The sequence below is a fragment of the Sphingobium sp. B11D3B genome (assembly GCF_025961735.1).
GTDB lineage: Bacteria > Pseudomonadota > Alphaproteobacteria > Sphingomonadales > Sphingomonadaceae > Sphingobium.
In genome coordinates this window covers 2,387,114-2,411,701 of the sequence record NZ_JAOQOF010000001.1, presented here as the reverse complement: position 1 = coordinate 2,411,701, position 24,588 = coordinate 2,387,114, and the positions used below count along the sequence as shown (strand labels likewise).

The 24,588-nt window shown below is 63.7% G+C and carries 20 protein-coding genes, 1 tRNA gene and 2 pseudogenes; 16 read left to right on the top strand and 7 right to left on the bottom strand.

Going from position 1 to position 24,588, the window contains the following annotated elements; all coding sequences use genetic code 11:
- The first annotated feature begins 34 nt into the window (after positions 1-34).
- The 14 genes and pseudogenes from M2333_RS11325 (at position 35) to M2333_RS11260 (ending at position 14,047) form a co-directional block, all read left to right on the top strand.
- The gene (locus tag M2333_RS11325) at positions 35-1,597 is read left to right on the top strand and encodes a carboxylesterase/lipase family protein (RefSeq protein WP_264611816.1); all 1,563 of its coding nucleotides are present in this window, start codon (positions 35-37) and stop codon (positions 1,595-1,597) included.
- A gap of 27 nt (positions 1,598-1,624) precedes the next feature.
- Positions 1,625-2,608 (top strand): creatininase family protein, encoded by a 984-nt coding sequence (locus tag M2333_RS11320; protein ID WP_264611815.1) that lies wholly within the window; start codon positions 1,625-1,627, stop codon positions 2,606-2,608.
- 120 nt (positions 2,609-2,728) lie between these two features.
- A complete protein-coding gene (locus M2333_RS11315) occupies positions 2,729-3,634 on the top strand; it encodes a LysR family transcriptional regulator (protein ID WP_264611814.1) in 906 nt (301 codons plus the stop codon).
- Positions 3,635-3,832: 198 nt separating this feature from the next.
- Positions 3,833-4,948, top strand: a complete 1,116-nt coding sequence (locus tag M2333_RS11310; protein ID WP_264611813.1) for an FAD-dependent oxidoreductase — start codon at positions 3,833-3,835, stop codon at positions 4,946-4,948.
- 12 nt (positions 4,949-4,960) lie between these two features.
- Entirely contained in the window at positions 4,961-5,863 is a 903-nt protein-coding gene (locus tag M2333_RS11305; protein WP_264586491.1) for a VOC family protein, read from the top strand.
- A 3-nt stretch (positions 5,864-5,866) separates the two neighbouring features.
- The gene (locus tag M2333_RS11300; protein WP_264611812.1) at positions 5,867-7,027 is read left to right on the top strand and encodes an alpha/beta hydrolase family protein; all 1,161 of its coding nucleotides are present in this window, start codon (positions 5,867-5,869) and stop codon (positions 7,025-7,027) included.
- A gap of 356 nt (positions 7,028-7,383) precedes the next feature.
- Positions 7,384-7,575 carry a hypothetical protein gene (locus M2333_RS11295; protein WP_181558605.1) on the top strand — a complete coding sequence of 64 codons (192 nt, stop codon included), beginning with the start codon at positions 7,384-7,386 and terminating at the stop codon, positions 7,573-7,575.
- A 57-nt stretch (positions 7,576-7,632) separates the two neighbouring features.
- Positions 7,633-7,898, top strand: a pseudogene (locus M2333_RS11290) (DksA/TraR family C4-type zinc finger protein).
- Positions 7,899-8,233: 335 nt separating this feature from the next.
- Positions 8,234-9,328, top strand: a complete 1,095-nt coding sequence (locus tag M2333_RS11285) for a helix-turn-helix transcriptional regulator (RefSeq protein ID WP_264611811.1) — start codon at positions 8,234-8,236, stop codon at positions 9,326-9,328.
- A 240-nt stretch (positions 9,329-9,568) separates the two neighbouring features.
- Positions 9,569-10,837, top strand: coding sequence for a hypothetical protein (locus tag M2333_RS11280; protein ID WP_264611810.1), 1,269 nt, complete (start codon positions 9,569-9,571; stop codon positions 10,835-10,837).
- Positions 10,838-10,904: 67 nt separating this feature from the next.
- The gene (locus M2333_RS11275; protein WP_264584195.1) at positions 10,905-11,252 is read left to right on the top strand and encodes a hypothetical protein; all 348 of its coding nucleotides are present in this window, start codon (positions 10,905-10,907) and stop codon (positions 11,250-11,252) included.
- Positions 11,252-11,947, top strand: a complete 696-nt coding sequence (locus tag M2333_RS11270; protein ID WP_264611809.1) for a C39 family peptidase — start codon at positions 11,252-11,254, stop codon at positions 11,945-11,947. Before M2333_RS11275 ends, M2333_RS11270 begins: the two co-directional genes overlap by 1 nt.
- A gap of 2 nt (positions 11,948-11,949) precedes the next feature.
- Complete coding sequence (locus M2333_RS11265; RefSeq protein WP_264611808.1) at positions 11,950-12,690, top strand: hypothetical protein; 741 nt, start codon at positions 11,950-11,952, stop codon at positions 12,688-12,690.
- A gap of 13 nt (positions 12,691-12,703) precedes the next feature.
- Positions 12,704-14,047, top strand: a complete 1,344-nt coding sequence (locus M2333_RS11260) for a transporter (protein WP_264611807.1) — start codon at positions 12,704-12,706, stop codon at positions 14,045-14,047.
- 29 nt (positions 14,048-14,076) lie between these two features.
- On the opposite strand, the pseudogene M2333_RS16935 reads toward M2333_RS11260, so the two are convergent.
- Positions 14,077-14,295 (bottom strand): annotated as a pseudogene (locus M2333_RS16935) (integrase); the annotation flags it as partial.
- 399 nt (positions 14,296-14,694) lie between these two features.
- On the opposite strand from M2333_RS16935, the gene M2333_RS11255 reads away from it, so the two are divergent.
- Complete coding sequence (locus tag M2333_RS11255) at positions 14,695-16,113, top strand: recombinase family protein (protein WP_264611806.1); 1,419 nt, start codon at positions 14,695-14,697, stop codon at positions 16,111-16,113.
- Between the two features lie 255 nt (positions 16,114-16,368).
- Here M2333_RS11255 and M2333_RS11250 read toward each other — a convergent pair.
- Both M2333_RS11250 and M2333_RS11245 read right to left on the bottom strand, forming a co-directional pair.
- Positions 16,369-16,455: transfer RNA gene (locus tag M2333_RS11250), tRNA-Leu, on the bottom strand.
- A gap of 154 nt (positions 16,456-16,609) precedes the next feature.
- Positions 16,610-18,364: a PAS domain-containing protein gene (locus M2333_RS11245; RefSeq protein WP_264611805.1), complete on the bottom strand. Its 1,755-nt coding sequence runs from the start codon at positions 18,362-18,364 to the stop codon at positions 16,610-16,612.
- Between the two features lie 213 nt (positions 18,365-18,577).
- Between M2333_RS11245 and M2333_RS11240 the strand changes: the two genes are divergently transcribed.
- Positions 18,578-20,143: a carbon-nitrogen hydrolase family protein gene (locus M2333_RS11240; protein ID WP_264574361.1), complete on the top strand. Its 1,566-nt coding sequence runs from the start codon at positions 18,578-18,580 to the stop codon at positions 20,141-20,143.
- A gap of 24 nt (positions 20,144-20,167) precedes the next feature.
- On the opposite strand, the gene M2333_RS11235 is transcribed toward M2333_RS11240, so the two are convergent.
- The 4 genes from M2333_RS11235 to M2333_RS11220 form a co-directional block, all read right to left on the bottom strand.
- Positions 20,168-21,769, bottom strand: a complete 1,602-nt coding sequence (locus tag M2333_RS11235) for a GMC family oxidoreductase (RefSeq protein ID WP_264611804.1) — start codon at positions 21,767-21,769, stop codon at positions 20,168-20,170.
- A gap of 32 nt (positions 21,770-21,801) precedes the next feature.
- Positions 21,802-22,314, bottom strand: a complete 513-nt coding sequence (locus M2333_RS11230) for a nuclear transport factor 2 family protein (protein WP_264611803.1) — start codon at positions 22,312-22,314, stop codon at positions 21,802-21,804.
- Between the two features lie 3 nt (positions 22,315-22,317).
- The gene (locus tag M2333_RS11225) at positions 22,318-22,788 is read right to left on the bottom strand and encodes a DUF3237 family protein (RefSeq protein WP_264611802.1); all 471 of its coding nucleotides are present in this window, start codon (positions 22,786-22,788) and stop codon (positions 22,318-22,320) included.
- Between the two features lie 116 nt (positions 22,789-22,904).
- Positions 22,905-24,509, bottom strand: a complete 1,605-nt coding sequence (locus tag M2333_RS11220) for a ShlB/FhaC/HecB family hemolysin secretion/activation protein (protein ID WP_264611801.1) — start codon at positions 24,507-24,509, stop codon at positions 22,905-22,907.
- Positions 24,510-24,588 lie beyond the last annotated feature (79 nt).

Here is a 24,588-nt window from a genome sequence, read left to right as displayed (position 1 = left end):
GGTTCTGAAAACTGACTGCAGTGGGGAGGGGCAGATGCGCGCATTGGCAGGGATGAAACGGCTCGGCACGAGCCTGACAATTCTGGGTCTGGAGCTCTCATCTGCCTCCCTCCTTCACGCTCAGGTGCCCGGGCCGGCGGCATTGCATGTCGCGACGGCACAGGGGCAAATTCAGGGCGTCGCCACCGAAACCGGGGCAGCCTATCTGGGCGTGCCCTATGCTGCGCCGCCGGTCGGAGAGCTGCGGTGGCGATCACCGGCCCCGCCGCGCGCCTGGGCCGGCGTGAAGCAGGCCGACCATTATGGTCCACCCTGTGCTCAGGCGCCGCTGCGCGGGCAAACCGCGGTATCCAGCATCAGCAGCGAAGATTGCCTGACCCTCAATATCTGGGTGCCACGTGCGTCGGCGGAGCCAAAGCTGCCGGTCATGGTCTGGGTCCATGGCGGCGGTTTTCAGAACGGCATGGGCAGCAGCCCGACCTATGATGGCGTTGCCCTCTCCCGGCACGGGGTCATCGTGGTCACGCTCAACTATCGGCTCGGCGCGTTCGGCTTCTTCGCGCATCCACAGCTGACAGCAGACTCGCTCCATAAATCCTCCGGCAATTTCGGATTGGAAGACCAGATCGCCGCGCTGCGATGGGTTGCGGCGAACATCGCGCAATTCGGCGGCGATCCGGCCAATGTCACTCTTTTTGGCCAGTCGGCCGGCGGCGCCAGCGTTCTTGATCTGATGACATCCGATGTGACGGACGGGCTGTTCGCGCGTGCCATCATCCAGAGCGGCGCGGCGCGTAGCAGCATTGCGCCCATCAATCTGGCTGATGCGGAGCGGGAGGGCGAGAGCTTCGCCAACGGCCTCCCGTTATCGGCCTTGCGTGGCCTGGATACGGCGACGGTCATCCAGATGACGCAGGCGGCTGGCCGATCCGGCGCGCGCTTCTCGCCAGTGCAGGATGGCTACATCATCACCCGCGCCGCCACGGACGCCATCTCTGACCAGCGGCGCAAGCCCATCCCGCTGCTGATTGGCAGCAACGCGCGGGAAGGGCTGGCGGTTCTGCCGCCGGAAAAGCTCGATGCTGCGGTGGCCGGCGCGTTCGGTGCGAATGCGGCTGCGGCCCGCGCGGCTTATGGCTTGTCCGCCGCGATGCCGCCGGCGCCCGATCGCCTGATGGGGACGGTGGCGGAGCAATTCTCGACCGACAGCAGCTTTCGCTGCGGCGCCGTGCAGATCGCAGCGGCATCGACAAGAGCGGGAGGGCCGGTCTGGCACTATCAGTTCGAGCAGTTCGTGCCCGGCCGTGAGGCGCGGGGCGCTGCGCATTCGTTCGAGGTGCCCTATGTGTTCGGCAATCTGCTGACCACGGGGTTTTCGGCTGCCGATTACAAGGCGGCCGACCGCCGTCTCTCTGATCTGATGGTCGAATATTGGACCAATTTCGCCAAGACCGGAAATCCAAATGGCGCAAAGCTGCCCGTTTGGCCGGCCTACCAGACGGATAGCCGCGCCTATGCGCGGTTCTCCTCGGATCACCCCGGCGCGGTGGAACTCGGGACGGATCTGCGCGGCGAGATCTGCCGGCTTTTCCCCTGATCGATATCAACGAGGAGCAAGGATGTTATGAAGAGACCATTTGATCCTGCCGTAAGAGCGCTGTCCCTGGCCGGTCTGGCCGCGCTGCTTTTCTCGGGAGCCGCGCCTGCGCTGGCCCAGAGCCAGGCCGGCGCGCAGCAGACAGCAGCAAAGCCGGTACCCAAGATGCGCTCGCGTTTGATGACGACGCTGACCGGGTGGGAAGTGGAAGACTATCTCAAGCGCAACGATGTCATCTTCGTGCCAGTTGGCCCGGTTGAGCAGAATGGCGGCAATCCGACGGATGTCGAATATGTCATCCCACTCGCTTATGCGCAGGAACTGGCCGAGAAAGCGGACGGGCTCGTGATGCCCTACCTCGCTTATTTCTATCCCGGCGGGACGACGACCAGTCGGGGCACGGTGTATGTCTCGACATCCGACAGTCTGCCCTACCTCAAAGCGTTGACCCGCTCGCTCATTCGTCAGGGGTTCCGTCGCATTATTTTCCTTACCTCGCACGGCCCGTCCCAGCAGACCATGCTGCCGCTGGTCCGCGAAATCTTCGATGAAGAGCATGTCCCGGTGCTGTGGATGGGGACGGACATGGTCCGCAAGTCGGAGCCGGGTCAGCCGCGCCCCGGCTTCGGTGACGGTCCGCCCAATGGCCGCAATCTGGTGAGCTATGGGGCCTATCAGCTGGTCGGCCGTCTCAATGACATGCCGGTGGGCCTTGCCCAGCCCGAGCATGAGATCGAGCGCGATCCCAGTGCCGTGTCGCGCTATGTCCCTCCGTTCAGCGGCACGCCTGCCGGCAGTTTCTATCCCGATGCGGTGCTGCACGGGGGCTTCGTCAAGCCGGTGACCGAACAGGAGCGGGCGCAGTGGGGGCGGGAGGGGGCCGACCTTATTCGCTCCCAGGTCGCCTCCTTCGACGTGAACGGTCTTCTCACCGAATTGCGCAAGCGCGACGAGTTCACCAAGAAGCTCGAGAAGAAATATGGCGATCTTTTGCCCGGCAGGGGTCGCTAAAGGCGGACGGCATCGCCCCGTCTGAGAACGGCGGGGCGATCCTCAATCAAATGCGCGCTGTCCAACAATTGTCAGGGATTGCGCTGGCCAGCGCGCTGCCGACATGAGATGGGTCCGGCCATGCGGTTCAAGGGCCTTGATCTCAACCTGCTCTACGCGCTCAGCGTATTGCTCGATGAACGCAGCGTCTCGCGCGCCGCCGCGCGGGTCAATATCAGCCAGCCGGCCATGAGCGCGGCATTGACCCGTCTGCGCGAACATTTTGCGGATGACTTGCTGGTCCAGGTCGGCCGGCGCATGGTCCCAACCGCTTATGCCGAGAGCCTCCAGCCGCTGGTCTCTCAGTTGATCGAGCAGGCGGACCAAATCCTGTCGACCTCCAGCACGTTCGATCCGGCCATTTCTAACCGTCGGTTCCGCATCAGCGTGTCGGATTATATGATGACTGTGCTGATCGGCCCGCTGATGCGCAGCCTCGGGACGATCGCGCCGGGCATCCGCATTGATGTCTATCCGACAGGGCCTGATGCGACGAGCTTTCTCGAGAAGGGCGAGGTCGATCTGGTCATCTGCCCCGAGCAATATCTATCCCCCGCGCACCCGAGCGAGATGCTGCTGGAAGATGAGCATGTCGTCATCGGCTGGGCGGGCAATCCGGCGCTGGCGGGGCCGCTGGATCGCGAGACGCTGTTTTCGCTGGGCCATGTCGCCGTCCGCTTCGGCCAGTCGCGTGAGAGCACTTTTGCAGAGCAGCAGGTTTTTCCGCAGCAGGACAAGCAGCGCACGGAACTCACGACGAACAGCTTTTCGAGCGTACCCAGCCTGATCGTGGGGACGATGCGCGTGTCCTTCCTGCAGAAGCGGCTCGCGGATGCCTTTATCGATCAATTGCCCATCGTCGTACGCCCGGACCCCGTTGGCCTGCCGCCGCTCCGGGAAATGGTTCAGCACCATACCGCCCGCTCGAATGACGCCGGGATCCTCTGGCTGGTGCGGCAGATGCACCATATCCTCCACACCGAATGACCTATCCATAATCTGGATGGAACTGTATCTGAACAATTCATTTTTCAGATTTTCTACGCGGCGATAGAACAGGCCTGAGGCCCGCTTCAGGGCTGCCATGCGCGCGGAGAGGGAGGTCGAAAGCTGCCGCACATGCTGTGCCTGCATCCGCGCTTCGCCCCTCGCCCCTCTCATCAACAGAATCATCGGACATAGACCATGCAGAGCCTGAACATTCTCGTCATCGGCGGCGGCATTGGTGGCCTGACCTCGGCCATCGCGCTGCGCAAGCAGGGGTTCTCCGTAACGGTGATCGAGCGTGATCCCAGCTGGAGCGTCTATGGGGTCGGCATCATCCAGCAGGGCAATGTCCTCCGCGCGGCACACATGCTGGGCATATTGGACGACTATGCCGCAGCCGGCGTCGGTTTCGATGCCGTCGAGGTGTTCGCGGCCAATGGCGTTCAGGTGGCGCGGGTGCCATCGCCGCGCCTGCTGCCGGATTATCCCGCCAATCTCGGCGTCGGCCGCCGGCAGCTCCAGAAGGTGCTGGGCGATGCGGCACAAAGCGCCGGCGCCGAGATTCGCCTGGGCGTGACGGCGCAAGCGATCAGCGACGGGGATGACGCCGTCGAGGTGGCGTTCTCAGACGGCAGCGCAGGCCGTGTCGATCTGGTGATCGGCGCGGATGGCGTCTTTTCCAAGACGCGTGAGATGATCCTGCCGGACGCAGAAAAGCCGCAGTTCACAGGGCAGGCCGTGTGGCGCTATAATCTCCCGCGCCCGGCCGATCTCGATGCGCTGCAGGTCTATAACGGGCCGATTGGCGCCGGTCTCGTGCCGATCAGCCCGGACCTCATGTATCTGTATGTCACCACACCGGAGCCGGGCAATCCCTGGTATCCGCGCGAGGGCCTGGCTGCAGCGATGCGCGCCAAGCTCGCCGGCTGCGCCCCGGCCTTGCAGGCGCTGGCCGAGCAGATCGTCGATGACGAGGAGGTCGTCTATCGTCCGCTGGAAGGCATGCTGGTCGAAGGCCCGTGGAGCAAGGGGCGGGTGGTGCTGATCGGCGACGCCGTCCACGCCACCACGCCGCATTTGGGGCAGGGCGCCGGCATGGCGATTGAGGACAGTATCGTGCTGGCCGAGGAACTGGCCCGTCACGCCTCCGTCGAAGAAGCGTTCGCGGCTTATCATGATCGCCGCTTCGAGCGCTGCGCCTACATCGTGCGCGCCAGCCTCGCCATTTGCATGGGCCAGATCGGAAAAGGCCCGCCTGTCGACAACGCCAAGGCCACCGCCGAAATGTTCGAGCGCACCGCCGAGCCGATTTGAAAGGAACTGAAGATGAGCCGCGTCACTGAAATTCGCTATGTCGGCTATGCCGTCACCGATTTTGCCACTGAGTCCAGCTTCTATGAGGGCCAATGGGGCCTTGAGCGCGTGCCCAGCGACGATGGCATGGCGTGGTTCAAGACGCAGGGGCATGACGAGCATCATGTCGTCCGCCTGCGGCCGAGCGAAGAGAACCGTGTCGATGTGATCGCCCTGGCTGCCGACAGCCGCGCCGATGTCGATGCGCTGTGCGAAAGGGTGCGGGCCTCGGCGGCCAAGCTGGTGAGCGAGCCGCAGGATTTGACCACGCCCGGCGGCGGCTATGGCTTCCGCTTCTTCACGCCCGATGGCCTGCTGATAGAGGTCTCGTCCGATGTCGCGCGTGGCGAGGCGCGCGAGATCACGCGCTGGGAAGGCCTACCGGTCAAGATCAGCCACATCGTGCTGCATTCGCCGGATCATCAGGCCGCCGTGCGCTTCTTCTGCGATGTCCTGGGCTTCAAGGTTTCCGACTGGCTTGGCGACTTCATGTGCTTCCTGCGCTGCAACAGCGCGCATCACCGCATCGCGCTGCTGCCTGGGCCGCCCTGCCTCAATCACGTTGCTTACGACATGACCGATGTCGACGGCATGATGGCGGGCATCAGCCGCCTCAAGCAGAACAAGACCGATATTCGCTGGGGACCGGGGCGCCATACGGCCGGCGACAATACCTTCTCCTACTTTGTCACGCCCTCGGGCTTCGCGGTTGAATATACGGCTGAACTGGAAGACGTGGACTTCGAAACGCATGAGCCCAAAGTCCATGTGCCCGCGCCGCGCGTGATGGATCAGTGGGGGATCGGCGTCGGCGGTCCGCAGACCATGCCCCATCCGGAGGCCAATCCCGGCCTGTTCGTGGCAGTGGAGGCCTGATCGGTGGCGTTGTTCGAATATTTCCCCAATTACATCTGGAACCTCTCGGTCGCCATCGCGCTGGAGAGCGGCGGGCGCATCGGCGAAATCGTGGATATGTGCCAGCCGATCAAGGATGCCGCCGCCAGCGGCGCTGACGCCGGTACGCCGCAGTTCATGGCGCAATGGGTACGCGTGGCGGATACGCTGGTCAGCCTCGCCGATGAGGATATCGCCAAGGGCCGGGCCATCTCGGCATCCGAGAAGCTGGAGCGGGCCGCGCTCTACCTCTTCGTGGCGGAGCGGATGCAGGGCCATGGTTCCCCGGGGCGCGAGGAAACCTACGCCCGGGCGTTGTCGATCTTCGCCCAGTCGACCGATCTCGGCAAGATCAACCGCGAACGGGTGGAGATCCCGCTCGGCGATGGCAGCATGATGTCGGCGCTCTACACGCGGGCGCCCGGCGAGGGGCCGCGGCCGGTGGTCGTCTACTGCAATGGCCTCGATAGCTGCAAGGAACTGCTGTACTGGTCGCGCCTGCCCGAGGCGCTGGCCCGACGCGGTGTCTCCACGCTCTGCGTCGATCAGCCCGGCACCGGCGAGGCGCTGCGGCTGCACAATCTGCCGGTCGATCCGCACAGCGAAAACTGGGCATCAAAAGCCGTCGACTGGCTGGAGACCCAGCCGGATGCCGACCCCAAGCGCATCGGCATGACGGGCATCTCGCTCGGCGGCCACTTCGCGCCGCGCGCCGTCGCCTTCGAGCCGCGCTTTGCCAGCGGTGCCTGCTGGGGCGCCAACCACAATTGGCGGGAAGTGCAGGACAAGCGCATCCGCCGCGAAGGCGAGAACCCCGTACCGCACTACTGGGCGCATGTGTTCTGGGCATTCGGTGCGACAGACATGGAGGATTTCCTCGCTAAATCCGAGGACATGAACCTCAATGGCCGCATGGATGGCGTGCGCGTGCCCTTCCTGGTCACCCACGGCGCACATGACCGCCAAATCAGCTTGGAATATGCCCATGACTGCTACGCGCAACTGGTCAACAGCCCCCGGCGCGAACTCAAGATCTTCACCGAGCGCGAAGGCGGGGTGGAGCATGTCGGCGCCGACAATATGTCTTACGGGCGCGATTATATTGCTGACTGGTTCGCCGAGACGCTGGGTGGCCATACCGATTGATCGAAAAAAAACTTCGTCGGGTGCTGACGTCGCTTCCCGCCGCCCGTCGTTTTCGCAAGTCGCCATACCTCCTGTTAGAATGTCTTGTTTCCGCCTCCAGCAGGTTGGGAGCGCGATAAGGGGACTAAGTTCTGCGAGGTACGGCGGGTCGGTCTATTGTCGGTGCAAATCGTTTAAGGTTCGAGAGCGGACCGGCGCAGGCTCGCCTCCTTTCGGCACGGCCGAGAGTCAGGAAGACATCGTACGCATTTTATCCATGGTTTCCATTGCGGATGCATCCCACAATATGAGGACTATCGAGCGCGCGCGGAATGTTTTGCGTGACGCAACGGCCGCGAAGGGCAAGGTGGAGACCCGTGGGGGTCGCGCTCGCGCTGTGGGTGCTGCGCGAGCGCTGCCCGGACGGATGGCTGGTCGCGTTCTGGGAAGTGGCAGGATCGGACCATGAGACTGGGCGCAATGAGGGATTGCACGCCGCCTATAATGGCATTGTGAGACTGCTGCGCACCAGCGGAGGACTGTCCGAAGACGCTGCGAGGATGAAATGAGGCCGCTGCATTCCTATAACGGTCCCTCAACCTCCAATTGCGCAGGATCGAGTACGCATGGCCAATGGCTGGGCGCTCGAGGGCGCTGTTCAGAACCAAATCGAGGACAGCGTGAAAGACGCGCTGGCAACAGCGCGTGCTCGTATGCCGGCAGGTTCGGGTCGCGCCGATTGTGAGGGAAGGTGGAGAGCCAATCCCGCAGGCACGCCGCGAAGCTCTGCCCGGTGCCCGGACATGCGTGGCCTGCCAGTCTGGCCGCGACAAGCACCGGGCTTTTTCCTTGCATCAACCGGCGCGGCAGTAAGGATAGCCAACTGCGCTGATGGTGAGCGGTCAAAATCTCACGCCATCGGGGCACTGCTGGCCGCAGTCGCCAATTTAGCAAACATTTAGCGTACAAATGCTGGAGTTCAGAAGCGGCCGTTCATTAATAACCCAAATGTCGTTTCGCCGAATTGTAGCGTCCCCAATACCGGATGGTCGGCTATTGATGGGCATTGCCGGCATGAAATCCTCAAATTTCAGATATGTACCAAATCGGGGCAGTCTCAATCCCGCGATAGCGGAGCCAAATCAGCCCCCCACGCATTGTGGTTAACGCGCATGCCATACAATGGTGGGCTGAGGGGGAGGAATGGTCACAATATCGAAGACCGAGGTGGCCGCAGACCACATATTTGCAGAACCGGACGGTGGGCGCCCGATCGATCAGGACGGACAATCTGACCGGGTTGCAGACGATCTGGACTGGATTTTGAGCAAGTTCGCCGGTCGCGTCTTTGCGGACGAGGCGGTTCTTTCCCTTCATCGCGACGACAACAGCCCAGAGCTGCTTGCGCGAGTGAGCCCCAATCGCGCCCTGCTCTCCGATCCGCACTTGGCGGTGGCGATCGCCTGCCAAGATACCGACGCGCTTCATTACACCGGCCAAGGTGCGCGTGTTGCTTGGCACGAACTGACGCAGGTCGAGGAAGCGAAGCGTGCGATGACCTTGGCCGTGGCAGAACATGGCGGGCTGCGCCTGATCCTCACGGCGCTTTACCGCCATGCCAACATGGTCCAGCGGCTCGCCGCCGAACAGATGGCCAAGAAGCTGCAGCCCGTGCTTGCGGGCTATTTTCGTCTCTGGCTGCATGCGCGAAGCCAGCAGCGCGCCTTGATCGCCTATAAGTCGGCGCTCGACCTGAGCGACGTGGCGATTATCATTCTTGACGGCCATGGCGCGGTGATCGGCGAGAATGCCGTCGCCACGCTGATGTTCCAGAAGCGGGATGTGGTGCACAAGTCGCGCTATTCGCTTGTTGCCGTCAATCGCGGCGAGACCACCAAGCTGCACGCGGCCATGGACCATGCGTCGCACGATGGCGAAGCGGTGCTGATCAGCCTGAGCCGGAAGAATTATCGCCGGCCTCTCATGGCCCTTTTATCGCCGACATTCACGCGCCCGGAAATTTCCGCGGATCCTTCTTTCGTCCTGTGCATTTATGATTCGGACACGGACGTAACCCTGGCGCTCCAGCGCTGTTGCGACGCCTATCGGCTCACCAAGACCGAGGGTCAGCTGGTCCACCATCTGGTTTGCGGCCTCGCGCTGAGTGATGCTGCGGCCCAGATGAAAATAGCGGAAGCAACCGCCCGAAGTTATTTGAAACAAATCTTCGGAAAAACGGCCACAAACCGGCAATCTGATCTTATCAGAGTGATGTTATCGAGTATTGCCCGAACATCATTGGGTCATTTCTCGACGCTCTGATTTACATCCAGATTCCCCTATAACTATTGTTAGGCTTTCGCTCGTCTTCACAATTATCACATTCACCCCCAAATGAGGGTTGCTCATACAGCGCTATGAGGGGGGAAGAGATAGTTTGGTGGGGGTGAAGGTTAATTCGCCGTTAACCTATTCAGGGTGGGTCTCCGCGGAGGCGGAGTCGATGCGTCGATCGGGGAAAGCCCCGAGGGCGGCGTGGGAACCCTGAAAGGACGACAATCGATGAAAACTCTACTGATCACGGCCTCGGCCGCCGCGCTTATCGCGGCATCGCCCGCGCTGGCGCAGGACGGCAACACCGTCAACGATAGCGGCAACAACAGCTGGATGGCCGAATCCACCACCAGCGACAGCGGCAACAGCGCCTGGACCGCAAACACGTCCACGAACGTGGCCACCAACACGGATAACAGCGTTGCCGACAGTGGTAACGATATGTCGAACAACTCGGTCAACACCGCCGACAGCGGCAACACGATGACGTCCGACAGCGGCAATTCTGCCTGGACGGCCAACACCACCACGAACACGGACAACAGTGTGGCGGACAGTGGCAACAGCGCCACCACAACCACCACCAGCGACAGTGGTAATTCGGCATGGACCTCCAATGCCACCACCAACACCGACAACAGCGTCGATGTGGCAGACAGCGGCAACGACATGTCGAATAACTCGGTGAACACCGCTGACAGTGGTAACACCACAACCACAACCACGACGAGCGACAGCGGCAACTCGGCCTGGACGTCCAACGCCACGACCAACACCGACAATAGCGTCGATATTGCCGACAGTGGCAATGACATGTCCGACAACAGCCTCACTGTCTCCGACAGCGGCAATGATATGTCGAACAACTCGGTGAACACCGCCGACAGCGGTAACACCAGCACGAGCGACAGCGGCAACAGCGCCTGGACGTCGAACACCACCACGAACACGTCCACGGACAACAGCGTCGCCGATAGCGGCAACGACATGTCCAATAATTCGGTGAACACGGCCGACAGCGGCAATGACTCGTCCACGCACGACATGTCGGACAACAGCTCCGCTTCGGGCGCGCAGGTTGCGGCCAACAATGGCGGCACGGCAACCGACAGCCGCGACATGTCCTCTCAGGATGACAGCTCGACCAACACCGTGGCCAGCAACAACAGCTGGGAAGACAATTCGGACAATTCCGATCACAGCTGGGCCTTCAGCGGCGGTGATACCGCAGCCGGTTCCGCCAAGTCGGATTCCGTCTTCGGTGACAGCGCCCTGGTCGCCAGCGCCAACCTCTCAAGCTATGTCACGGGCGTGAGCGTCAGCTTCGACGGTCGTGGCGGCGAGTCCCCGGTGGCTGATAACAGCATCCGCACGGGTGGCAGCGCATTCCAGAACTTTGCTGGCATGCAGGCGGTCAACCAGAACACCGGCGTTGGCGCATCGCAGAACGCGTCGGTGAGCGTGGCGGTCTCCGCGGGCGACATCACGCTTCGCTAAGCCTCTCCAACTGGCCGGCGATCTCCACCGCCGGCCAGTCTTTTTACATCATAAAGGGAGAGGATGCATGAACCGATTTCTATTCCGCCGGGCATGGCTTGTGACCTTGTCGGGCAGTTTTGCCTCGGCTGCCCTTGCGCAACCGCCATTTGAGGGCGCGGCGCCGCCCGTCGATGTCGCCACGCTCGAGCAGGTGACAGGCCGCGCGGATCTCAACCAGATCGCCCAGTCCGAGCATGTTGCCGCCGTATCGGACAGCAGCGTGAGCGGCAATTCCGTGACCGGGGCGGTGGCCATCGATGGGAACGCATTCCAGAACCTTTCCGGCCTGTCGATCATCAATGCCAATTCCGGCAACAACGTCGCGATCAATGCTTCGATGAACGTCAACATCGCCCTGCTGCCCGCACAATAATGGCGCGCATGCTCCTTGCCGCACTCATGCTGCTCTCCGGCTGCAGTGCGCAGGTGAGCGGAGGGCCGACGTTCCAGCTCGGAGCGGCGGGTCTCGGCGATGTCACGCCGCCTGTCACGTCGTTCGAGGACCGGCGTTTTTTGACGGTCGTTCGGCAGCAATTTGATTTCAGTTGCGGTTCGGCTGCGCTCGCCACGTTGCTGACTTATCATTATCGCCGGAGCAGGGCGGAAGCCAACGTGTTCAACGGCATGTGGCGCGTGGGAGACCGTGCGCAGATTACCCGGCTCGGCTTTTCGTTGCTCGACATGAAGCGCTACCTTGCCAATGCCGGCCTCAGCGCGGACGGATACAAGGTCTCGCTCGACCAAGTCGCTGCGGCAGGCGTGCCCGGCATCGCGTTGATCGAGGCGAACGGCTATCGCCATTTCGTCGTGGTCAAAGGCATCAGCGCGGAGGAACTGCTGATCGGCGATCCGGCGCTCGGTCTGCGCACCATGTCGCGACCTGCGTTCCAGCGCGCATGGAACGGCATCTATTTCTTGATCGGCGAGGATACCGCGGTGGGACGCAGCGCCTTCAATGGGGATCGGCAGTGGGCTGCCTTCTCCCGCGCACCGGTCGGCGCCGCATTCGTTCAGCCGCTCAGCCAGCAAGCACTGGCTTTGACTGCGCCCTTCATGAGGGACTTCTAGCCATGAACCGCCATCTCATCTCGGCCCTTGCAGCGGCCGTCCTCTGCAACCCCGTCTTCGCGCAACCGCCGGTCGGTGCACACGCGCCGGTGCCGGAGGATGTTCTTGCCGAAAGCCGCGGCAAATTCCTCCTCCCCAACGGTGTGGAAGTCGCCATGGCCGTACAAACCGATACGAGCGTGGACGGGCAACTGCTCCTGCGCAGCGTCTTCACCGTCGATCAGGGCGCGCCGCGCCTTGCCATATACGCGCCACAAGCTACGAGGCAGCCCGATGCCCCAGGCGCCGGCGGCCCCTCGCAACAGGCGGCCAGCCCGGGTGACGTCTGGGTCAGTTTCGACCGCGAGAGTGGCGTCTCGCTCGTTGAGCGCAGCTATCGTCCGAGCGTCGGCGCCGTCACCGTGAGTACGGGCGAGCAGGCGGAGATCGGCCTCAGCCCCGATGGATCGACACCACTCCCGCTAGGCCCGGGCGATCGCGCGCAGACCCAGAACGGCACGGTCGGGCTCGACCGGCTAGGCAGCGGTTTCAAGGTGACCTTGTCGAAGCAGGATCTGGAGGTCAGCCACGTGTTTGGGCAGGCCTTGGGCAGTGTGCTCCTCAACAGCGGTAACAACCGTGCGATCGAGACCAGCACGACGATCAACCTCGATCTGATGAACGCCACGCCCGCGACCGTCGGCTCGGCCATGCCGAGGATCGACAGCATGGCGCTTGACGCGACGCGGGATCTTATTCGTTGAAGGAAGGACACAAATGACCAGAATAGGTCGGCTCCTGGGGGGAGTGGCAATGCTTGGCGGCGCACTGGCTGCATCACCGGCATGGGCCCAGCCAACGGGCACCGCGCTGCCACAGTCGAGCAATGCTAGCCCCGAACTGAAGCAGGCGCTCAGCCTCATCGCCCGGCAGCAACAGCAGTTGGAAGCGCAGGAGGCGCGCATTCGCGCGCTGGAGCAGCGCCTTGCCATGGATGCGCGACCAAGTGGCGCAACGGCGGCGCCATCGGCAGCAAATCCGCCGCAAACTGTTCAGTCCGCCAGCAACGCTGTCCCGCCGCCGCGCGCGCCCAATGGTGCGCCCCAGGCCCCGGCTGGCCCCGTGGGGGAAGCGCCACCGGATATCGATCGCCCCCCCGAGGTCGCGGTGCTGGGAGAGCAAGGCAGCGTCGTGACCCGGCGCGGTCAGCTCACCGCCGAGCTTCAGCTCGATTATGCGCGGGCCGACCGCAACCGTGCGCTTTTCCGCGGCATCGAAGTGGTGGAGTCCGTGCTCGTTGGCGTGTTCGACATCAACGAGAGCCGGCAGGACGTGCTCACGGCATCCGCCGGCCTGCGTTATGGGCTCCTCGGCAATGTCGAGATCGGCGCCCGTCTTCCGTTCGTCTATCGCAATGACAAGTCGGTGCTGGCCCCGATTCAGGGCACGACGGGCGATCCCGATGCGGCGACCATCGATAGCAGTACCAGCGGCCGGGGGATTGGCGACCTTGAGCTGTCGGCGCGCTATCAGCTGAGCTCTGCGCGGGGCGGCTGGCCGTTCCTGATCGGCAATTTGCAGGTTGTGGTGCCCACCGGCACCGACCCGTTCGACATCTCTCGGGATACGCTGGGCCGCGCGACCCGTGCGGCCACGGGGTCCGGCTTCTGGGGTGTGACGCCGAGCCTGACCGCAATTCTGCCCAGTGACCCCGCCGTCCTGTTCGGCTCCATTGGCTACACCCGCAATTTCGGTCACGGGGTCGATACGGTCATCCCGCCGGTGCGTATCACCTATGTGAAGCCGGGAGACGCGATATCCGTCAGCATGGGGATCGGCGTATCATTGAACCAACGCACCTCGTTCAACCTGGGTTATGCGCACAGCTGGTCCTTCGGCACGCGCACCACGCAGCGCCTGCTGATGCCCACGATGGACTGGGGCGACCCGCAGGTGCAGACGGCGCGCGATCTCCAGATCGGCCGCCTGCTGTTCGGCGTAAGCTACCGCGCGACGGACCGCACGACGCTGAACTGGTCGGTCGAGGTGGGGGCGACCGAAGACGCCACCGATCTGCGCACGGTGCTGCGCATCCCGTTCGTGTTGTCGAGGGGCAGGTGACGCCGCGGAACGTAGTCGTTCCAGCGCGCCTTGCCTGTTTTCTGCTGCATTACAATGGCCCGCGTTCGGATCTGCCCGCTGCTGACTAGGTCGCCAAATCTTCATTCGCACCTGGTCGCGGCCCCGGAGTTTGCTGTTCGATCGCTAGACCGAACAACGTTCGATCTCATAAGCGGCGTCGCTGATCGAGGTAGAAGTGAATCTCCCAAATTTGTTTCGGCTTCAGGGCACGCTTTCACGCCGACTATCCTTCCTGCATTCTAGGTCCGATGCTTGGTGTTGGGTTCTGTTTCAGGCATCTCCATGATCATTCTCCAATGGCCGGAATGGCCATCTGGAGAATGCTCGACCTATTGAGGGGATGAATTCAGCAGGGCACCTGGCGACCAGTGTCGGTCGTTCCCATCAGCCAGGATGAATGACCGCTCGCGGCAAAACCTGCTGTTAGTGTGAATCTCATAGGCCAAGCAAGTTTCGCCCTTATACCGGCCGTTAAGACACCAGACCGCGCTTCCTAAGACCAGCCATTTATTTGCTGAAACAGGGGAGCCCACCGCCTCGGCCAACAGTAAGATCGAGGTGACACGCTAGGCTGTGAGGGGCAGCTCCGGATCATTTGGAATGATGATGTCGGGCTGCTGGCAGATGTGGAAGCCGGGAAGATCGACGTGATCGTGGTCTACAAGGTTGACCGCTTGACCAGAGCCCTCTCGGACTTTGCCCGCATCGTCGAGATCCTCGATGCCCGGGGCGCCAGCTTCGTCTCGGTCACGCAGGCGTTCAACACCACCAGCAGCATGGGGCGGCTCACACTCAATGTGCTGCTCTCCTTTGCCCAGTTCGAGCGCGAGGTCACCGGCGAGCGAATCCGCGACAAGATCGCCGCGTCGAAGAAGAAGGGCATGTGGATGGGCGGTAACCCCCCGCTTGGCTATGATGTGAAGGGCAGGGCGCTGGTGATCAACCAGGCCGAAGCGAGCCAGGTCCGCCACATCATGAACCGCTATATCGCGCTGGGCTCCCTGCAGGCCCTGGTCGAAGAACTGTTGCGCGATGGCTATCGCACCAGGCAGCTTCAAGGTCGGGGCGGCATTGCGTTCAGCCGCGGCGCGCTCTCACACCTGTTGGGCAACGCTATCTATCGCGGCAAGGTCGTGCACAAGGGGGCGGTCTATGACGGCCAGCACGACGCGATCATCAATGAGGCACTTTGGGATGCGGTACAGCGTCAGCTGGAAGAAGGACGCAACAACCCCCCGGCCAAGCGGTCTCCCAGGCGCAGCTTGCTCACCGGCCTGATCCACGATGGGGAAGGCCGAAAGATGTCGCCCAGCCACACGGCCAAGGCGGGCAAGCGCTATCGTTATTATGTAACCCATCCCAACGCGCTCATCGGTGGCAGCGAAAAACCATGGCGGGTCAGCGCGCCGGAGATCGAACGGATCGTCATCGAGCGCCTGAAGGGCTGGCTCATGGATCGCCGGGCGATCGTCGACCTCGTTGGCGCCCAACATGCCATAAGCGCACTGACCAGAGCAGCCCAGGCTGCAGCCGATCTGGACAAGGCATCCAGGCGTCCAGCGATGCTGACGATGCTTCTCTCTCGGATCGACATGGCGGAGGAGAGCATCACTCTCACACTCCACCGTGACAAGCTGCTGGCCCTCCTGCGTGTCGATCAGCTGGTGCACGATCACCCGGTGCGACTGACCAGCCGGGCAATCCGCATCCGGCAAGGCAAGGATGTCCGTATGATCATTGGCGACTCGCAGGATCGGTCAGCGGATACGATCAACAAGCCACTGGTCGCGTTGATCGCGGAAGCCCGAGCGCTGCATCAAGCGCTGCTCGGCGCCCCGGAGCACAGTCTGGCATCGCTTGCCGATGCGCAGGGCAAGTGCCGCAAGCGTTCTGCACAGCTGATGCGGATCGCGATACTTGCGCCGGACATCGTTGCCCAATGCATCGAGGGCAGTCAGCCAGTATCGCTTACGACCAAAAGACTGCTCAGCGCCGATCTGCCGATGAGCTGGAGTGAGCAGCGGGCTTTGCTCGGCTGCAGCTAACTTCCGTCATCCATCTAAGAAATGAGCAGGCCGGATATCCTCCGGCCGTTTTTGTTTGATGCCGCGCAGCGCCGACCGGTCATGAGGTCTGGAAAGTGACAACTGAGATAAAGGGGCATAAATGGCCGACGGTGGCCGCGTGCTTGGTCTGCAGACCTCAGTTCGCGAAGTGCCAGCGCCAAAACGGCGCAGTTCTGCGCCATTTTTGCCAAGGCCAAAGCGCGGGTCACAAATTTCTGAGAATTACGGACTGTCTGGTGCGGGCGGTCGGACTCGAACCGACAAATCCTTGCGGATGGCGGATTTTGAGTCCGCTGCGTCTACCAATTCCACCACGCCCGCACGGCGCGAACCCCTTGATGCAGCGCGCTGCGGGGATGGCTGGCGCGCCTATATCTCACCTTTTTAGGAAACGCCAGATGCTCGGTGGCGTTCATGGGCCGCGCGTGAGAATAGATCGTCTCACGCCCGCGCCCTGGTCAGCCGGCCTGCGCGATCAGGCTTCCGCGTGGCCGTAATCGGAGCGGTGCCGGCGGGCATCGCCGGCGGTGGCCCGGTTCTTGAGCGCCTGCTCGACCCTGTTGAGCAGCTCGGCCGGGCGATAGGGCTTGCCGATCACATCTTGCGAGATGGTCTGCGGGCCATCGGAGACGAGCTGCTCATTATAGCCGGTGGTCATGAGGATCGCGATGCCCGGCACCAGCTTCACGGCTTCCTCCGCTAGCAAAATACCATTCAGGCTGCCGGGCATGACGAGATCGGTGAAGAGAAGATCGACGGGGTCGGCCTCCATCAGGGTCTTCAGCGCCTTGAGACCCTCATCGCCCGAGATGGCGGTCGAGACGCGGTAGCCGGCGCTTTCGAGAATCTCGCGGGACAGGGCCATGACTTCAGGGCTGTCTTCCACCACCAGAATATGGGCCTTGCCGGAGGGGCCATCGGCGGGCGCGGCCGCGGTGATGGGGGCGGGGTTGCCGGCGCGGTCATCCTCGTCATTCTGCACGGAAACCGGGAAGAGCAGGCGAATCGTACTGCCGACGCCCTGTTCGCTCTCAATCTCCAGCCGGCCCCGCGATTGCTGCAGGAAGCCGCTGGCCATGGCGAGGCCGAGGCCCGTGCCCTGGCCGGTGGGTTTGGTGGTGAAGAAGGGCTCCGTCGCGCGCTGGGCGACGTGGGCGGGCATGCCTTCGCCCTCATCCGTCACCTCAAGGCTGATATAGTCGCCGGGCGGAAGCTGGCGGGCGGCGGCATCGCCATTGAGATGCAGCTTGCCGGTCGTGATGGTCACCAGCCCACCGGCGTCGCGCATCGCGTCCTTGGCGTTCATCACGATGTTGAGCACTGCCATCTCGAACTGGTCGGGATCGACATGGATGCGCGGCAGGCCCCGCCGCAGGCTGAGGTGCAGCTCGATATCGCTGCCGAGCGCGCTCTCCAGCACATGCACGAAGCTCTGCACGCAATCGCTCACGTCCACTGATCGGGGCGTGAGGCGCGTCTTGCGGGCGAAAGCGAGCAGCTGGCCGGTCAGCTTTGCCCCGCGCGCGGCGGCGTGCTGGGCATTCTCGATATGCCGCCCGGCCCGCTCATCCTCGATCCGGTTCGAGGCCAGCTCCAGGCTGCCGCCGATCACCTGCAGCAGATTGTTGAAGTCATGGGCAAGGCCAGCGGTCAGCTGCCCGATCGCTTCCATCTTCTGCGCCTGGCGCAGCACCTGCTCGGTTTCGCGCCGCTTAGTGACGTCCAGCTGGCTGGCAAAAAAGTAGAGCAGCTTGCCGGAGACGTCATAGACCGGGCCGATGAACACCGCATTCCAGAACGGCGTGCCGTCGCGCCGGTAGTTGAGGATTTCGAGCGCGATGGACTCATGCCGCGCCACGGCATCGCGCAGTTCGGCGATCCGCTCGCGGTCCGTCTCGGCACCTTGCAGAAACCGGCAGTTGCGGCCGATGATTTCGCTCTCTTCGTAAAGCGTGAGGTCCAGAAATGCCTTGTTGGCAAAGACGATGGGATTGTCCGGCAGATTGGGATCGGTGAGGATCATCGGCATCCGCGTCATTTCGATCGCGGCGAAAAATACGTTGCCCCGTTCGCTCAGGCCCGGCGCGGTGATGGTGCGCTCACGCCAGTGATCCTTGCCGCGCACGGTCACCCGGCCTTCGGCTGCTTCAGTGCCCTGATTGTCATCCGAAGCGGCGGTATCCCCGTTTTCAGCCGCGAAGTCGTTGTGATCGCCCGATTCAATCGCCAAGGTCGCATTCCCTGTGGTTGCCCGCTCCAGCCGTCCGCGACTTTGAAGCCAGCATAACAAACGCTTCAGGACCGAGTGGTTCCCGAAAACCGCCCAGACTGCCCTTGCGTCCAGGGGGTGGCTAGTCGTCCGATTGCCGGGGTGCAAGACAATGTGGGGACAGCCGGACTGCACGAACATGGACGCTGGGCGCGATCGCGCTATATCGCCTGCATGGCTCATACACAGGCAAAGCTCATCGTCCGTCCCGCGCTCGCCAAGGATGCGCGCGCGATCGCCCGGCTCTCCACCAAGGTCTATGGCAAGGCCGAGGCCATGACCGCTGCGCAAATTCGCGGCCAGATCAATAACTTCCCCGAAGGGCAATTCGTCGCCGATTATGAGGGCACGATCGTCGGCCACTGCGCCACGCTCATCGTCTCGCAGGAGATCGCGTTCGCGCCGCACAGCTGGGGCGAAATCACCGGCGATGGCTTCGGCACGCGCCATGACCCGGAAGGGGACGTTTTGTACGGCATGGAAGTCTGCGTCGATCCCGATTTCCGGCGTCTGCGCATCGGCCAGCGCTTCTATCGCAAGCGGCAGGAACTGTGCCAATATTTCGAGCTGAAGGGCATCGCCTTTGGCGGTCGCCTGCCGGGCTATGCGCGCCGCCGGCGGGATTATCCCGATCCGCAGGCCTATCTCGATGCCGCGATCGAGCGCAAGCTGCGCGATCCGGTGATCAACTTCCAGCTGGGGCAGGGCTTTCAGGCCAAGGGCATCCTGCCCGATTATCTGCCCGGCGACCGGGACAGCGCGGGCAATGCGGTGCTGATGTTTTGGCCCAACCCGCTGGCACCCGAGGAGGGGACGGGGCGCGCGCACCATGGCACCCTCAAGCTGCCGTCATCGGTGCGGGTTGCCACGGTGCAGTTCCAGATGCGCGGCATTACACGGATCGAGCAGTTCGAGGAGCAGGTGGAGTATTTCGTCGACGTCGCGGCGGATTACCGCGCCGACTTCGTGGTGTTTCCCGAGCTCTACACGCTGGAACTGCTCTCCATCTCGCGCGCGAAGCTCGCACCCAGCGAGGCCATCGGCAAGATCGCGGAATATACCGAGCGCTATTGCGCGTTCATGGAGAAGCTGGCGGTCAGCTACAATATCAACATCATCGGCGGCTCCCACCCCACGCGGGTGGAGAATGGGGATATCCGCAACATCAGCTATGTCTTCCTGCGTGATGGGGCGATGTACACGCAGGAGAAGCTGCACCCCACGCCATCCGAGCGGCGCTGGTGGAACATCAAGGGCGGCTTCGGCGCCGATGCCATCCCCACCGATTGCGGGCCGATCGGCGTGATGATCTGCTATGATTCCGAATTCCCGGAGCTGGCGCGGCATCTCGTCAATCAGGGCGCGCTGCTGCTGTTCGTGCCTTTCTGCACCGATGAGCGGCGGGGCTATCTGCGCGTGCGCTATTGCTGTCAGGCGCGGGCGGTGGAGAACCAGTGCTATGTCGTGACGTCCGGCGTTGTCGGCAATCTGCCGAATGTCGAGAATATGGACATTCACTATGCCGAAAGCGCGATCCTGACGCCCTCGGACTTCCCCTTCGCGCGCGATGGCGTGGCCGCCGACACCGCGCCCAATACCGAGACGATCGCCATTGCCGACCTCTCCCTCGACGATCTGCTGACCAGCCGGCAGAGCGGCGCGGTGCAAAACCTGCGCGACCGCCGCTTCGACCTCTACGGCGTGCAATGGAAGGAGCCGCGCACCAAGCGGGCGCGCTGAGGCAAGCCGGGGACGGGGACGGCTCTAGCCTGCCTTCACCAGATCGGCGCCTTTCTCGCCGATCATGATCACGGTCGCATTGGTGTTGGCGCCGGGCACGGTCGGCATGACCGACGCGTCGATGACGCGCAGGCCGGTGACGCCCTTCACGCGCAGCGCGGGGTCGACCACGGCGTCCGGCCCGGTGCCCATGGTGCAGGAGCCGACGGCGTGCTGGCCGATCTCGACCACCTGGCGCACCCAGTCTTCCATCTCGTCGTCGCTCTGCACCTGCTCGCCCGGCAGCAGCTCCGTGCCGGTCAGCGCGGCTTGCGGGGCGGTGCGGTAGATGCGGCGGGCCTCGCGGATGCCGCGGATCATGGTCTGCATGTCCCAGCGGTCGTCCATCAGGTTGAGGGTGATGGCGGGGCGGTCGTTCGGGTCGGTGGAGCGCAGCGTCATCCAGCCGCGGCTGCGCTGGTTGAGCACCACCACGCCGCAGGCCAGCTTGTGCGCCGGTGCGGGGCGGAAGGGCGGCATCCAAAGCCGCGCGCCGAAGGTCACCGGATTGCACATCAGCTGAATGTCCGGCTGCGCCAGCGCAGGGTCGGTGCGCAGGATGACATTGCAGCTGTTGAGCTGCGTCGCGAACTTGCCGGTGCCGAGCATCAGCCACTGGACAAAATGGCGCGCGGCCCGGTCGAGCCGCAGTTCTTTGACGAAGGTGACCGGCTTGGTCGCCGCGAATTCCATCATGCAGCAGGGATGCTCGGAGATGTTGCGGCCGACGCCGGGCACATCGGCCTTCACCGCAATGCCCATCTCGGCAAGCTGTGCGGCTGGCCCCACGCCGGAGAGCAGAAGCAGCTGCGGGCTGTTATAGACGCCGCCGCTCAGAATGACCTCGCGGCGCGCGCGCACCTGGCGGGTCTGGCCGTCCACCGAATATTCGATGCCGACCGCGCGATTGCCGTCGAACAGGATGCGGTGGGCGAGCGCCTTCAGCCGCACATCCAGGTTCTGGCGGCCAAGGGCAGGGCGGATATAGGCTGCCGCAGCGCTCGCCCGTCGCCCGCGCTTGTCGATGGTGACCTCGCCCAGTGCGGGGCCTTCCGCATCCGCGGCATTGATGTCGTCGGTCGCCGGATAGCCGGCCGCCAGCGTCGCCTGCCGCAGCGGCTCGTGGAGCAGATGCCCGGTCTGGATCGGCGCGACATGCAGCGGGCCGCCCACGCCATGATAGGCGCTTTCGCCCCGCCAGCTATCCTCCATGCGCCGGAAATAGGGCAGCACATCGTCATAGCTCCAGCCGCGCGCGCCCATCTGCGCCCAGGTGTCGAAATCATTGGGGTGGCCGCGCATGTAGAACATGCCATTGATCGAGGATGAGCCGCCGAGCACCTTGCCGCGCGGAATCCAGATCCGCCGGCCATTGAGATGCGGCTCTGGCTCGCCCATGTCGCCCCAGCTCAATTTGGGGTCGGCGATGGTCTTGAGGAAGGCGAGCGGCATGGCGATGTCCAGCCGCTTGTCGCTGCCGCCTGCTTCCAGCAGCAGGACCGACGTGCCGGGGTCTTCGCTTAGCCGCGATGCAACCACGCACCCGGCCGATCCAGCGCCCACCACGATATAGTCGAATTCATCCATCTCGTTCGGTCCGCCTGCCTGAAAAAGCTGTTTCAATCCTGCCTGTCGTACAGCAGCCCCTTGAGCGGGGGCGGCAGCGGTCGACCTTCCCGCGCGCCCGTCTGCCCCGCGAAGGCCGCGAGGATCGGGCCGGACCAGTCGCGGATCGTGCGGTGCGCCATGCGCCACACGCCATCCTCCTGCCGGAAGATGTCCTCATAATAGCCCATCACGTGCAGGGCGTGCGGGCCATCGCCCTGGCGCAGGGCGACGGCGCCATAGGAGATCGCCCGCGCGCCGCCCTCGCAGGGCGTGACGATGATGTTGGTGACGTGATGCTGCCGCCCCGCCGAAGCGGGCTGATCGCGAATGAAGGTCGCGAAATGGCGGATGGCGTCCGCGCCCTGCCAGCGCAACGGCGTCTCGAACGCATCCCAGATCAGCAGCCCGTCACGGGTGAAGCAGCCCACGAAAGCCTCGACATTGCCGGTATCGAGCGCCCAGGCATAATGCGCGATGGCATCGCGGATGCCGAACTGATCGTCGGCGGAAAGGCGGGTGGTCATGCTTCAGGTCACCGCATAATAATCGAAGAAGGTCGAATTGCCCCGCCGTTCGGCAATGCCGACGAAGACAGTGCGGTTGAGCCAGGCGTGCCGCCCTTCCGGCGCCTCGAAGCGCGGCGTGATGCGGCAATAATGGTCCTGCGGCTCGACCTGTTCGCCCGCCTCGATCCGCGCCGTCATCTCCGGATTGGCGTAGGCGATGCCGCGATTGTGGATGTAGATCATGGCGCCATCATCGGCTTCCAGCATGTAATGCGCCTCGAATTCGACAAGGCCGCTGGACCACAGCCGGGGCCAGTCCCCGCCGGAATAGGGCACGACATGGCCGGAAAGGCGCGGGCCGCTCACCACCCCGCCGGCGAGCGCGACAAAGCCGCGCGTAAAGCTTTGCAGGGCCGGCTGGAACCGCGTGCGCGGCCCTTCACCGAAATCGAGACGAACGTGGAAAGCCAGGTCGAGCGCCGGAACGTGCACATCATCCTCCCCCGCGAGCGTTCATGCCGCTCGTCAGATTGATTTTGTCTGCACGCTTGTGCCGGAACCCGCCTGCGAATGCCAAGGCAAAAAAAAGCAGGTGCTGCGCGTTTCGCTTATCGCCGCAATTTCAGGAACCAGCCGATGTTGAAACGCCAGCCGTCCCCGGCATTGGGAAAGGGCGCCTCGATGACGCGCGCGGCTTCCAGCGAGAGCGAGGCGCGGGTGGTATAGTTGAGGCGCAGGCCACCGCCGGCCGAGGCCATGGAATAGCTGGCTGCCGGCAGGCCGGTGCGGGCGTTGAGACGCACGCGGGCACCATCGACAAAGCCGTAGACTTCCGACCCCTGCAGGCGCGTGGGCAGTTTGGGACGCAGGGCCAGTTCGAAAAGGCCGGCCATGCCCTTGTCGCCGCTGAGCAGCGCCGTCTCGAATGCCCGCCCAATCTCCGGTCCACCGACCGAGAAGCGCTCGTTGCCGCCGAGCCGGTCGCCGCTATACTGGCCGCTCAGCCGCAGCCGTCCGACAAGGCGCTTGCCGATCATCCGATCATAATTGGCGCGCCCGGCAATCTTGGTGAAGTCGATATCGGTAAAGCCCGGCACGCCGCGCGCGCCCAGCATATCGAGGCCTCGGGTGCCGGTGAGGGCAAGGCTCAAGGCGCTCTTGTCCGCCAAGATCGAGTAGCCGGCGGCCGCGCGCACTGCCCGGATGCGGTCGGAGGAAATGACCGATCCGAGATAGGCCGCATCGCTGTTCAGCCCGTCGATGCCGGCGCTGACGGTGAGGTTGCGTTTATATCCGCGAATGACCGGGTAGGAGAGGCTGAGCCCGAGCGTCTGTGCCTCGCCGACGATCGCGGGCGCCTGCAGTCGCGTATCCAGCCAGGAGGCCGAGAGGCCGAGAGTGAGGCCGTCCGTGCCGAGCGGCGTCTGGTGGCTGAACCCGGCATAGCGATAGCGCTTCAAATCGGCGGCGCTGAGCAGGGTCAGGTCGCTGCGGTCGCCATCGCGCAGCAGGCTGTAGAATTTGGCCGATGCGCGCCACTGGCCGCTGCCCAGCCCGCTCTGGGTGCGGTTATCGAAGCCGAAGGAGAAATCGCTATACTCCCGCTCCGGCGTAATCGCGAGGCGAATGCCGCCGGCCTGCGCGCCGCGCAACATATTGGCGTCGATCTTCGCGCCGGGAACGTCGCGCATCAGCGAGAGGCTGCGTTCCAGCGTGCGGCGGCTGAGCGGGTGCTCGCGCGCCAGCGGGGCTGCATAGGCCTGGATGAGGGGTGAGGCGCCCTTGGGATAAGCGATATCCTCGATAAACCCTTCGGCCAGCAGCACGCGGACATGGCCCTCGGCCAGATCCTGCTGCGGAATGGCGACCGTATAGAGCGCGATGCCGGTCTTGGCATAGGCATCGGAAATCCTCTTGGCGAGGGCGCCCAGAGTCTCGCGCGTGGCCGGCTGGCCGATGAAGGCCCAGGCGGCCTCGGCGACCGGCGCCGGCGCGTCGACGCCGGAAAAGGTCACGCTGCGGATCGGCGCTGCGGTGGCCTGCGCCTCAACGGCGACCTGGCCTGTCGGATCATCTGCGGCCGGCCGCTCCTGTGCGGGCAGTACCGGGGCGGGTCCGGGCTGGCTTTGATCGATGAGGGGCGGTGTCAGGCCGCTGCCCGTGGGTTGGGCGATGGCGATCAGCGCAATGGCTGCAGGCAGGAGCGCGACCATATGGACCTTTCGGAATGGGAGCGGTGAATGCGCGGCGGGTCTTGAGACCGCCCGCCGCGCACCGGAAGGAACGTTGCGC